Genomic DNA, 12,986 nt, shown 5'->3' with positions numbered 1-12,986 from the left:
CGCTAAGCTGTGGAACGGGACTTGCCTCAGCGAGTGCAGTAAAAATCACGTACAATAAAGCAGTTTTTTGAATAAGGAATTGATTACATGCCACCATTTGTCTTGGTCGATGGCTCTTACTTTTTATTTCGTGCCTTTCACGCAGTACCACCATTAACCACGTCAACCGGTCTGCACACCAATGCAATTCGTGGTGCGATTTCTGCCATTCAAAAACTGATGCGCCGTACCCAGCCGACTTATATGGCTGTGATCTTCGATACACCAGAACCGACCTTCCGCCATGAACTGTCACCGATTTATAAGGGTGACCGTCCCAGCATGCCGGAAGAATTATCTCAGCAGATCCCGTATTTACATGCCCTGATCCGTGCCTTGGGCATTCCCTTGCATATGCTGCCGGGTGCTGAGGCAGATGACATCATTGGCACCCTGGCTAAACGTGCCGAAGCGCTGGGCCATCAGGTACTGATTTCTACTGGTGATAAAGATATGGCCCAGCTGGTGACCGACAAAGTGACCCTGGAAGACAGCTTTAAAGAAAAACCAATGGATGTCGATGGGGTTTTTGAAAAGTTTGGCGTGTGGCCCAACCAGATCATTGACTATCTGACCCTGATGGGTGATGCCTCGGATGGTATTAAAGGTGTACCGGGAGTGGGTGCCAAAACTGCTGCCAAACTGCTGACTGAATATGGCTGCATCGGTAGCATTCTGGAAAATGTCGACAAGATCAAAGGGAAAGTCGGCCAGAATATTAAAGACAATGTTGAGGGCATCACTCTGGATCATCAACTGGCCAGTATTATTTGCGATCTGGATTTGAGTTTTGGCTATGAGGACCTGAAACTGCAAGAACCGAATGTTGAAGCTTTACGCAATCTGTATACCGAGCTGGAGTTCCGTAATCAGTTACAGTCGCTGGATCATCCTCATAACCCGAATAACCGCAATTATAAACAGGCGGCCCAATCTATAACTGCCAAAGCCGCCTCTGAGCCTGAAGAGGTGGATGATCAGCAAGCAACGCTCAGTAGTGAGAATGACCAGCTCGGTAAGGCGACCTATCATACAGTTTTAAATCAGGACGACTGGGACCAGCTATTGGAGCGTCTCAGCACAGAAAAACGCTTTGCTTTTGATACCGAAACCACCAGTCTGGATTATCGCGTGGCGCGAATTGTCGGCTTCTCAGTGGCTTTTGATGCAGAAAATGCCTATTACATCCCGCTGGCACATGATTATGAAGGTGTACCTGAACAGCTCAATCGTGAAGATATTCTGACGCAGCTCAAACCGATTCTGGAAGATGAGGCGATTCAGAAAATTGGCCATCATCTGAAATACGATGCGCATGTGCTGGAAAATCACGGTATTCATTTAGCAGGCTGGTATTTTGATACCATGCTCGCCTCTTATGTCCTTAACTCGGTTGCAACCCGGCATGGCATGGATGATGTCGCACGTCTTTATTTAAGCCATTTAACCACCACCTATGAACAGGTGGCCGGTAAAGGTGCCAAACAGAAAACCTTTAACCAGATTGAGATTGAGACTGCAACGCACTATGCCGCAGAAGATGCACATGTAACGTATCGACTTTATGAAGTTCTGAGTGCGAAACTGCAAGCATATCCGGAACTGGTCAATCTTCTGCACAATATTGAAATGCCGGTAGCACGTGTCCTGACCAGCATGGAAGAAAACGGGATTCAGCTTGACCTCGGCTTTCTGGATCAGTTGAGCTGCGATTTTTCTAAAACCATGCAAGCCTTAGAAAACCAGATCACAGAAATGGTCGGTGAAGCGTTTAATGTCAGCTCTCCGAAACAGGTCGGTGAAGTTTTATTTGAAAAACTGGGTTTAAAAGGCGGTAAAAAGACCGCGACCGGACAATACAGCACCAGTGAAAGCGTTTTAGAAAAACTGGAACATCCGATTGCCGAACTGATTCTGGAGTATCGCGGTCTGTCCAAACTAAAAAGCACTTATACCGACGGCCTGTTAAAGCAGGTCAATAATAGCTCACATCGCGTACATACCAGTTATCATCAGGCACTCACTGCGACTGGCCGTTTATCTTCAACCGATCCGAACCTGCAAAATATTCCGATTCGTACCGAAATCGGCCGTCAAATCCGTAAAGCCTTTATTGCACCCGAAGGTCGTGTCCTGCTGGCAGCCGACTATTCACAAATCGAGTTACGCCTGATGGCACATCTGTCTCAGGATGATGCGCTGGTCGATGCCTTTATTCATGGACAGGACGTACACCGCCGTACTGCTGCAGAAGTCCTAGGTATTCCACTCGAAGAGGTCAGCAGTGACCAGCGTCGTCAGGCCAAGGCTGTTAACTTCGGCCTGTTATATGGCATGTCTGAATTTGGCCTGACGCGCCAGCTCGGCTTTACCCGTCAGGAATCACAGGAATATATCAAACAGTATTTCCGCCGTTACCCGGGAATTTATGAATATATGCAGCGCACCCGTCAGGTTGCTCTGGAACAAGGCTTTGTTGAAACCATTCTTGGACGCCGTTTATATACTCCGGACATTGATGCGCGTAACATGATGGTACGCAAGGCCGCAGAACGTGCTGCTATTAATGCGCCTTTACAAGGTTCGGCAGCCGATATTATTAAAATAGCCATGGTCGAAGTCGACAAGATACTGCCTAAAGATCAGGCTAAAATGCTGCTACAAGTGCATGACGAACTGGTATTTGAGGTCGATGAAGCCATTGCTGATGAGCTGGCCCCAAAACTGGCTGAGGTCATGCAATCGGTGATTGAAATCTCTGTGCCACTGGTAGTTGAAGTCGGTAAGGGCAAAAATTGGGATGAAGCACATTAATCCGTCATTTTTCTCCTGGTGAAAGCGGAGAAGCATTACAAGCAAGAAGCGGCTATCAATAGCCGCTTCTTGCTTTACTTTATGCTGTCTTTAAATGAAACAGCACCTGCAATTTTCAGGTGCTGTTTCAAGTTGACCAGAGTCTATGCTGCCCTTCACAGAGAAGGACTCAGGACAGTTCAAAATCCGATTACATTTCTACCATTTCTACACCATCAATACGCGCGACCGTCATCAAGTCCTTATCTCCACGGCCCGAGACCGTCGCAATAATGATCTGATCCTTATCCATCGTTGGAGCAAGTTTGGTCACATAAGCCATTGCATGCGAGCTTTCCAGCGCAGGAATAATACCTTCAATTTTGGTCAAATCACGGAAACCCTGTAAAGCTTCCTGATCATTAATCGGCATATAATTGACACGGTGCATATCTTTCAGGAAGCTATGCTCAGGCCCCACGCCCGGATAATCCAGCCCCGCAGAAATTGAATGGGTTTCAATAATCTGACCTTGATCATCAGACATTAAATAAGTCCGGTTACCATGCAATACTCCGACATGACCTGCATTTAAAGGTGCAGAATGCTTGCCGGATTCAATGCCATAGCCTGCTGCTTCAACACCATACATTTTCACGTCTTGATCATTTAAGAACGGATAGAACAGGCCCATCGCATTTGAACCACCACCCACACAGGCCACCAGTGCATCCGGTAAACGGCCAGCCTGTTCCTGAATCTGACGGCGTGCTTCACGACCGATAATCGACTGAAAATCACGAACCAGTTGCGGATACGGATGGGGGCCTGCCACCGTACCAATCACATAATAAGTTGAATCCACATTGGTCACCCAGTCGCGCATGGCTTCATTCATGGCATCTTTCAGGGTTTTAGAGCCGCTTTCCACCGGTACTACAGTCGCACCGAGCAGACGCATCCGATAGACGTTCATCGCCTGACGTTTCACGTCTTCTGCACCCATAAAAACCACACATTCAAGGCCCAAACGTGCAGCAATTGTTGCGGTTGCCACCCCATGCTGGCCCGCACCTGTTTCGGCAATAATTCGTTTTTTACCAGACAGTTTTGCCAGCAGCGCCTGACCAATTGTGTTATTAACTTTATGCGAACCTGTATGGTTTAAGTCTTCACGTTTCAAGTAAATTTGCGCACCACCCAACTCTTTCGACCATCGTTCAGCATGATAAAGCGGACTTGGACGACCTACGTAGTAAGCGAGGTCACGGTCGAATTCTGCCAAAAACTGTTCGTCATTTTTCATACGGAAATACAGCTTCTCTAGGTCTTCCAGAGCTGCCATAAGAGTTTCTGACACAAAACGCCCGCCATGAATACCGAAATGCCCTCGTTCATCCGGGAATTGGGTATAGTCAATCACATTATTTTGCTGATCCACGTAGGACTCCTTGCATAAAGCGTTCGATGAGTTGTTGGTCTTTAATACCTTTTGCGGACTCGACACCGCCGCTCACGTCCACCGCATACGCATGTGTGGTGAGAATTGCCTGTTCGATATTGTCAGGATTTAACCCCCCTGCCAAGATCAAAGGAATATTGAGTTGGGGAAATGTGTTCCAGTCAAAGCTGTGCCCGGTGCCACCTTTTAGTTCAGGATGCCATGCGTCTAACAGCACGGCACTGGCCCCTGCCTTCTGGTAGCGTTGAATTTCTGCAACGATATCCAGCTCCGGTTTGACCTGAATGGCCTTGTACCAACGCCGACTTACAGCCTGTGCCATACTTTGGCACTGTTCAGGTGTTTCGTCACCATGAAATTGCAGGATATCCAGCGGCACGGTTTTTAAAAGAAGCTGAATTTCTTCAAGCGTACTGTTCACAAATAGCCCAACCACCTGTACATAGGCGGGTACGGCCTGGATGAGAGCTTCTGCCTGTGCCACTGTCACACTGCGCGGACTCGGCGGATAGAACACAAATCCGACTGCATCAGCACCGGCCCGAACAACGGCGTGTACATCTTCAACACGGGTAATTCCACAAATTTTGGCACGGGTTCGCATCGTTTTTTGGCTCTACATCTGCCCATGTCATAGCCGATCTATGAGATTGGGGCGAATCATTGTAATGCAAATTTTTAAACTTGCGTAAAGTTCATACGGATTATTCTCAATTCAGATTGTTTAAATCTGTGTCCAACTTTATACTGCGCACAACTTGCAACAAGTCAAAGCCTCTCGCTTTAGGGAAGCTGGTGTAAATCCAGCACTGCCCCCGCAACGGTAAAAAATGAAAAGCTTATCTTTATAAATCCTGTTGATTTACGCCACTGCATATTCGATGTGGGAAGGTGGATAAGTAAGTAGCAAAATACTGCATTTAAGTCCGGATACCTGCTTGTTGTGTTCTTTAACTCAATCATTCACGGGGAGTGAATGTATGGAGCACATTTCATGTCTATTCAATTTCAACCTACTGCCTTGGTAGGTGCAATCGCGCTTGCGTTGGGTTTTACTTCATCTGTGTCTGCTGCCGAGCAAAAAGTTGCACAAGCATCTTTAGATACCATTGTGGTGACAGCGACCCGTTCGGAAGAAAAAATTGAAAATGTACCGGCGCGGATTAATGTCATTGAACCAGTAAAGTTGCAACAATCTCCCATCGCATCATTACCTCATTTATTATTAGATGATGCTTCAATTAATATGGTGCAAACGGGTGGTTATGGACAGCAAGCCTCAATTTTTTTACGCGGTACTGAATCTGATCATACCCTGATCATGCGCGATGGAGTTCGTTTAAATACTCCTTCCCAAGGATCAGCGTCTATTCAGTTTATAGATACGACCGATCTAAAACAGATTGAAATTTTAAAGGGCCCTGCTTCTGTTCTGTATGGTACCGATGCGATTGGCGGTGTTATCCAGCTGGTTTCAAAAACGCCTGAAAAAACAGGGGTATTTCTTACTGGAGAAGTGGGTGAAAACAGCACCTACAAGTCCATTATCGGAGCTGATCTTGCTGAAGATGGTTTTTATGCACAAATCCGTGGTCAACGTCTTGAATCAGATGGCGATGTCATTTTAGATAATGATGAGCGTAAATATAGCTATGATCAAAAAGGCTACAGCGCCAAAGTTGGCCTAGAGAAAGCACGTTTTTCAACTTCTTTAGATTTCAGTCAAAATGAAGGAAATGGTACGTATAACTTAAATGGAAATCTTGTTTCTCAAGATTTTGAAAATGAAATTCTTAACCTTAAAGGTAAAGTCCAGCTTGCATCAAATATTGAATTAAATGCGCGTCTTTCTCAATTTAAAGATGATTTAGATCAACTGGATAAACCAGATTTTGTCCATAATACTGCACAAGAAGCTGAATTATATGGCAAATGGCAATTCTCACCTATACAGAATATTCTTGCGGGTATCACCCACAAAAAGATGAAGGCAGATATCTTTTATCAAGGTGAAGGATATGAGTGGGATGGCATTTTCTATCCTGGAGAAGATGTTTTTTATGATAAGGAAACCAAATCTACAGGGTACTTTGCTCAACACCAATATCAGACTGACAAAATTCAAACTCAAGCAGGAATTCGTGTAGAAGATAACGAACGATTTGGTTCACATACTGTAGGTCAAGCTGCAATTCGCTATCACTTTAACCCTTCTACAAGTGTATATAGCAATATTGGCAGCTCATTTAGAGCACCAAGCATGAATGACTTATATGCAGTGAGCTGGGGTGGAAATCCAGATTTAAAACCAGAAGAAGGTTTTGCCTACGAAATAGGCTTGGATCAAAAACTTACAGATCACTCTGCCCTGAGTTTATCGATATACCGCAATGAAGTAGATAACTTAATCACTTCCAAAGCTGGGAAATTGGTCAATGTAAATAAATCAGAATTTACGGGTGGCGAACTTTCCTATAAATGGAAGGCAAATGATCTATTCCTGAATACATCTTATGCTTATGTACAGGCAAAAGATGCTGACCTCAAAGAAGACCTGCAAAAAAGACCACGCCAAAAAGTTACACTTTCAACAGGTATTCAAAATGAAATCTATGGTTTGAGTGCTTCAGTTGTGGGAAGTTCAAAATCCAAAAGTTGGGACAACCGATATAAAAATCCAGGTTATGCCACTATTGATTTAAATGCTTACTGGAATATCACTCCATCTGTCAAAGTCTTCACCAATATTGAAAATGTTGGTGATGTTCAGTATGAGACAGAGTATTTCGGCGAGAATGGTACTTATTACATCAATGGTGGCCGACTCGCCTCTGCTGGTGTTACTTTCAAATATTAAGTTCACAACAGTTTAAATAAATACTTTTGAGAATCATGTCATGCCTATGGCATGATTCTTTTTATTTACCGCATTTAATTATTTTAGGATCTATCATGGGCCACCGTTTAAGTAAAATCTATACCCGCACCGGCGATTCAGGCACCACAGGACTGGGCGATGGCTCACGTGTGGCTAAAGATGATTTACGCATCACTGCACTGGGGGATGTGGATGAGCTGAATGCAATTATTGGGGTATTACGTGCACAAATTTCCGTAAGTTCAATCGAAGATAAAGCCACTTGGGATAAATCCTTGAGTCTGATCCAGCACTGGCTGTTTGATCTGGGGGGTGAAGTCTGCATTCCCAACTTTAATCTGGTACAGCCCGTTGCCATTGAATTTCTAGAAAATGACATTGACCGTATGAATGAAGCCTTACCGATGCTGAAAGACTTTATTTTGCCTGCGGGTAGTTTGGTCTGCAGTTTTGCCCATCAGGCTCGTGCGGTATGTCGCCGTGCAGAACGCAGCGTAATGTCAGTTCACTCCCGTGACCAGAATATTCAAGCGGCTTCGCTACAATTACTGAATCGTCTCTCGGACTGGCTGTTTGTGGCCTCACGTACCTGGCAGCGTGCTGAAGGCGGCTCAGAGGTTCTGTGGCAGAAAAACATCAATGACAGCATCGAAAAGTAAAATTATATTTCAGTTTAGCATCTAAAAATACGCGTCAGATGTAGCTTGAATTTACACAGCATCTGACGACAATAGGGCTTATCATTTTTTTGTCATATCGCACACCTATAATGAATTCACCTTCTCAATTTATGAGCAGTCTATGCGCATAATTGGTCATCGTGGTGCGCGTGGCGAAGCACCAGAAAACACGCTTGGCGGTTTTCAGTACATTCAGGATATTGGAATTAGCGCGGTCGAGTTTGATGTACGCCAGCTGAAGGACAATGCACTGATCATCATGCATGATGATGACTTTGTGCGCACCACCGGTTTACAAAAACCGCTCTATGAATGTAGCCGTCAGGATCTGTCCTTATATAACCATGCCGTTAGCTGGTCGGAATGGCATAAGGTTGAAGCCACGCCTCTGCTGGATCAGACCTTAACGATCATTCAGAATTTTGATCATATTGAAGTCGAAGTCAAAAGTGTGGCCTCTGAAGCGGACGCTGAAAAAATCACCACTGAACTCGAACAGCAATTGCAAGGCTTTGAACAGGCTGTCGTCATCACCAGTTTTGACCTCAAAATTCATCAAGCCCTACAACAACAAAAATCCCGTTTAAAACGCGGCCTTTTAGTCGAAACGGATGTGAAATATCTGGCGATTGATCAGGCACTGCAACTGGGCTGCTGCCAGATTGGCTGGATGGATGAATTAGCCAGCAAAGACATCATTCAGACCACTCAGGCTGCAGCACTTAGCATTAGCGTTTGGACAGTCAATGATGTGACCCGTGCCAAAGAGTTACGCGACTGGGGCATTCAAGGCCTGATTACTGATTATCCCAAATTAATGATGCAGCAACTTTAAAGTGTAATATTACGCTGCTTTTTGATTCAGGCTTATCCATCTTATTTTTTAGAATAAAAATTTCCAAAAATCGGGTTATATTTTCTTTTCCCCCTGTTTTATATCTGTGAATTCAGGATCAAAAGCCAACATTCACTTAAAGTGTTTTAACCCCATAGACAGATTAATAATATTGATAAATATTATATACTTAATCTAAAACAAGATGCACTTCTGACGAGAAAAACCACCTGCAAGACCCTCATTATCCTGTTACCGGCCAGTACAATACAATTGTACAATAATGCTAGTGATGGTTCAGGGGGCATGCTAAGATGACCCAGTTTGCTGCTGTTAAATCAGGCAGTAGTCTCTGCTTTTTGTTATACCTTCCCAGGTTCCAGGAGTGCTGTTGGAGATGAATGCTCCCCTACCTCAAGCCCCAATTAATTGGGTCGCAGTCTTTGCTTTGGTGGTTTTGCCCATTGTCGCTGTGATCGCAATTCCCTTATATGCGTATCACCATGATTTCAGCCTTGCCGCTTGGATCAGCATGTTTGTTCTACTGGGCGTGAGTAGCCTGGGTATTACAGCGGGATACCATCGTCTTTGGGCACATCGTGCTTATGAGGCCACCTTGCCTTTAAAAATCATTCTGATGATTATGGGAACCTTTGCCGTACAGAACAGTATTTTGTACTGGGGTTCTGGTCATCGTACCCATCACCGCCATGTAGATGATGTGGAAAAAGATCCCTATTCTATTAACAACGGTTTCTGGTATGCACACCTAGGCTGGATGCTTCGTGATTATCCTGCCGCGGAACCGAACTATAAAAACGCACCTGATTTGCTGAATGATAAAGTGGTGATGTTCCAGCACAAATATTATGTCCCTCTGGTAATTGCAGTCCATGCTGCCATCCTGCTGCCAATTGGCTGGGCTGTGGGGGATGTCTGGGGCGTATTGCTACTGGGTGGTCTGGTGCGTTTGATTCTAAGCCATCACGTAACGTTCTTTATCAACTCGCTGTGCCACATGTGGGGTTCACGCCCATATACTGATGAAAATACGGCACGTGACAACTTCTGGCTGGCAATTGCGACCTGGGGTGAGGGTTATCATAACTATCATCACATTTTCCAGTACGATTACCGTAATGGCGTGAAATGGTGGCAGTATGATCCAACCAAATGGCTGATCTGGAGCTGTTCAAAACTGGGACTGGCAAAAAATCTGCGCCGTATTCCGAGTTTTAATATCAAAAAAGCAGAACTGGCGATGCGGTTCAAATATGCCGAGCAGGATCTGGCAGTATATGGTCATAACGTGACTGAAGACATGGCCAATGTCAAAAGCAAAATTGCTCTGGAATATGAAGCATTTACTCATACCTTAAATGACTGGGCCAAGTTGAAAGAACAGGAAATCCAGATCAAAAGGGCTGCTATGGCAGAGAAAATTCACCAGATGGATGACAAGCTGAAAGTTGAATTCCAGCTGGTGGAACAGCGTCTTTCCCACCATCGTGAGACCCTGAATCTGTTGGTGCGTAATTTAAAGAAAGCGCCGGTGTCACAGTAATTTTATTAACTGTCCTGTTTAGGGCGATACAATTCAATGAAGGAGTTTAGAAATAAGCTCCTTCGTTTTTTTTTAAGGATCATTCTCCGATTTTAAACCTGGAATTTTAAATTAAGCTGGGTATGGCAAATATGGCATGCGCATTACAGGTTTGCGCTTAGAGCTGGAAAACTGTAAGTTTTAAATATTGCGAGGGTCTACAGTAATTCTCGACAAGCTTTTTAAAACCGATCCTAATATCATAACTTTTCAAACAAAAGTTTTACCAACTCTACACTGAGCAGCATTTCCCACTTCCAAGCTTTCAAAGAAGCTTTTTTTGATTCAACTTTCTCTTACGCATACTTGCTTTTTACAACAGTTTTAAACAGGGTTCTTTGTTATATTGATCTTAATTATTTCATTATCCTGTGCCTTATGCATTTTAATTCCCGTTATCCTCAGCTCCCTGCCCGTCTCTATCACCAGCAAATGCCTTTACCACTTAAAGGTGCCAAAGCAGGACATTTTAATGCTGCACTCGCAGAACAGTTGCAATGGTCTGAAGAGGATAAAGCACAATGGGTCGAGATTTGTAGTGGTCAAAAAACTTTTGCCGAATTTGAACCCTTGGCCATGGTCTATGCAGGACACCAGTTCGGCCAGTGGGCCGGACAGTTAGGCGATGGACGAGGTTTGCTGATCGCACAGATTTTAGATCAGCAGGGCCAGACCATTGACCTGCATTTAAAGGGAGCAGGAGCCACTCCTTATTCACGTATGGGAGATGGCCGCGCTGTACTGCGTTCAGTGATTCGGGAATATCTGGCAGGACATGCTTTAAATTGTTTAGGGGTTGCATCGAGTAATGCCGTCGGTTTTACCTCTTCGGCTCAAGGCGTACAGCGGGAAAAACTGGAGCCTGGTGCCATGTTACTGCGGACTTCAGATTGCCATATCCGTTTCGGGCATTTCGAATGGATCAATCAATATCAGCCTGAGTTACTGCCTGAATTTACCCAGAAATGTATCGAATGGCATTATCCTGAATGTCTGCAAGCTGAACAACCGATTCTGGCTTTTGTCAGCCAGGTTATCCAGCGTACGGCTCTAATGATTGCCCAATGGCAACTGCTTGGATTCGCACATGGAGTAATGAACACCGATAACCTGAATATTACCGGTTCCACCCTGGACTTTGGTCCATATGGGTTTATGGAGCGTTTCCGCCCTAACTGGATTAACAACCATTCAGATTATCAGGGCCGTTATACCTATCAGCAACAGCCAAGCATTGGCCACTGGAATCTGTGGATGTGGCTGAATAATCTGGTTGCGCTGTGTCCTGAAAATTATGACAAAGAACAATGGAAACAGGATCTGGCCGAATGTCTGGAACATTATGAACCGACCTTCCTTGAACATTATCGGAATGGCTTAAACCAGAAAATGGGCCTGCCTCGTTTTCATAAAGACAGCTTTGACTGTGCCATGGCATTTTTACGAATTTTGCAAAGTGAGCAACTGGATTACACCCAAAGCTTCCTTCGCCTGCAAAATAGGGAATATGACGCGATCAAGGATGATTGTCTGGATCGCCGTCAATTTGAAAGCTTTTTAAGTCTATATAACACGATCCGTGAACATCAAAACCTTGCAGAATTGGATGGTGCAATGGCGCTGGCCAATCCGCATTATATTCTGCGTAACCATATGGCACAGAAAGCCATTGAACTGGCGGGGCGGGATGACTTTTCCGAAGTCGATCGGCTATTTAAACTTTTAAGCCAGCCTTATTTAAAACAGCGAGACCTAGAACAAGCTGAAGATTTAGCTCCCTTACCAAGCGATGTACCAGAAGTCATGGTCAGCTGTTCATCATAATTTCTTCACAACCCAACTCAAAGCTGTGGATAATTTAAGCAATCCCCCACAGCTTTTTTTGATTTATTTCTAGCGAATGACTGACGTACACTTGCCTAAAAACCACCGTGTCTTTAAGTAGAAAATGAGATTGGAACAATAAAACCATTCTATTAACTCGTGAATGGTATTGAGCAACTGCTCATGTAATAGTGCCATAAAGCATGGAAAAACCATTTTAAAGGAACTTACAGATGAGCAAAGCGTCGTATGCCAGCGCTATGGAGCAAAAAAAGACCGAAAGGACATAGTCAAACTCAATTGATACTTATTGTGTAGCATTAAATGCTTCGTCATAGAATACCTCCCCTTGTGGAAAATACCCAATAAAACTGATCGCCTGAAAATATTCGGCTGGCACATCTGCCAACCTCAAATCTTTAATCGCTTTAAATCCAAAATGTGCATAATACGCTGGATCACCCAATAGCACACATCCTTGAGCATTGCGGGTTTTTAATTGCTTCAAAGCCGCATTTATCAATGCTGAGCCAATACCGAAGCCTTGACGAGATGGTACAACTGAAATTGGGCCTAAGCCATACCAGCCCTGATCTCCTGAGGATAATCGTACAGGCGAAATCGCCACATGTCCCACAATTTGACAATCATCTGTGGCGACCAATGAAACAGTGAGCTTATTTCTTTTACGCAGTGTATTCACAATAAAATGTTCAGTGTGGCTTGAATACTCTACATGTTCAAAGGCCGCCTGAGTCAGCTCTGCAATCTTTTGAATATCTTCAGCCTGTTCTAGTCGGATTATGAGGGTCATCAATGCATCTCAACTTTTTTCTGCTCATCATAAAAAAGCGAATACCCCCAGTCTATTC

At 44.4% G+C, this 12,986-nt stretch carries 9 protein-coding genes and 1 riboswitch; of the genes, 6 read left to right on the top strand and 3 right to left on the bottom strand.

The window, feature by feature from the left end:
• Positions 1 to 87 precede the first annotated feature (87 nt).
• Positions 88 to 2,853, top strand: coding sequence for a DNA polymerase I (gene polA, locus E5Y90_RS02945; protein ID WP_174659364.1), 2,766 nt, complete (start codon positions 88 to 90; stop codon positions 2,851 to 2,853).
• Positions 2,854 to 3,043: 190 nt separating this feature from the next.
• Here polA and trpB read toward each other — a convergent pair whose 3' ends face one another.
• Together trpB and E5Y90_RS02935 are read right to left on the bottom strand one after the other, a co-directional pair.
• Positions 3,044 to 4,273 (bottom strand): tryptophan synthase subunit beta, encoded by a 1,230-nt coding sequence (gene trpB, locus E5Y90_RS02940; protein ID WP_174659363.1) that lies wholly within the window; start codon positions 4,271 to 4,273, stop codon positions 3,044 to 3,046.
• Positions 4,257 to 4,898 carry a phosphoribosylanthranilate isomerase gene (locus E5Y90_RS02935; RefSeq protein ID WP_174659362.1) on the bottom strand — a complete coding sequence of 214 codons (642 nt, stop codon included), beginning with the start codon at positions 4,896 to 4,898 and terminating at the stop codon, positions 4,257 to 4,259. The genes trpB and E5Y90_RS02935 overlap by 17 nt, the downstream gene beginning before the upstream one ends.
• 144 nt (positions 4,899 to 5,042) lie before the next feature.
• Positions 5,043 to 5,251: riboswitch (cobalamin riboswitch) on the top strand.
• Positions 5,252 to 5,288: 37 nt separating this feature from the next.
• Here E5Y90_RS02935 and E5Y90_RS02930 point away from each other — a divergent pair.
• The 5 genes from E5Y90_RS02930 to E5Y90_RS02910 all read left to right on the top strand — a co-directional run bounded on the left by E5Y90_RS02930 (position 5,289) and on the right by E5Y90_RS02910 (position 12,114).
• Positions 5,289 to 7,151, top strand: coding sequence for a TonB-dependent receptor plug domain-containing protein (locus tag E5Y90_RS02930; RefSeq protein ID WP_174659361.1), 1,863 nt, complete (start codon positions 5,289 to 5,291; stop codon positions 7,149 to 7,151).
• A 95-nt stretch (positions 7,152 to 7,246) separates the two neighbouring features.
• On the top strand, positions 7,247 to 7,831 hold the full coding sequence (locus E5Y90_RS02925; protein WP_174659360.1) for a cob(I)yrinic acid a,c-diamide adenosyltransferase: 585 nt from the start codon (positions 7,247 to 7,249) through the stop codon (positions 7,829 to 7,831).
• A gap of 142 nt (positions 7,832 to 7,973) precedes the next feature.
• Positions 7,974 to 8,687 carry a glycerophosphodiester phosphodiesterase gene (locus E5Y90_RS02920; RefSeq protein WP_174659359.1) on the top strand — a complete coding sequence of 238 codons (714 nt, stop codon included), beginning with the start codon at positions 7,974 to 7,976 and terminating at the stop codon, positions 8,685 to 8,687.
• 397 nt (positions 8,688 to 9,084) lie between these two features.
• Positions 9,085 to 10,251: an acyl-CoA desaturase gene (locus E5Y90_RS02915; RefSeq protein WP_151204217.1), complete on the top strand. Its 1,167-nt coding sequence runs from the start codon at positions 9,085 to 9,087 to the stop codon at positions 10,249 to 10,251.
• A 417-nt stretch (positions 10,252 to 10,668) separates the two neighbouring features.
• The gene (locus E5Y90_RS02910) at positions 10,669 to 12,114 is read left to right on the top strand and encodes a protein adenylyltransferase SelO (protein WP_174659358.1); all 1,446 of its coding nucleotides are present in this window, start codon (positions 10,669 to 10,671) and stop codon (positions 12,112 to 12,114) included.
• Positions 12,115 to 12,421: 307 nt separating this feature from the next.
• Here the strand turns inward: E5Y90_RS02910 and E5Y90_RS02905 are convergent, their stop codons facing one another.
• Complete coding sequence (locus tag E5Y90_RS02905) at positions 12,422 to 12,928, bottom strand: GNAT family N-acetyltransferase (protein ID WP_174659357.1); 507 nt, start codon at positions 12,926 to 12,928, stop codon at positions 12,422 to 12,424.
• Between the last annotated feature and the right edge of the window lie 58 nt (positions 12,929 to 12,986).

Source organism: Acinetobacter sp. 10FS3-1 (assembly GCF_013343215.1).
In the GTDB taxonomy this organism is placed as follows: Bacteria; Pseudomonadota; Gammaproteobacteria; order Pseudomonadales; family Moraxellaceae; genus Acinetobacter; species Acinetobacter lwoffii_C.
Note: the sequence above shows the minus strand (reverse complement) of the source record. Positions and strands in the feature narration are given on the sequence as shown.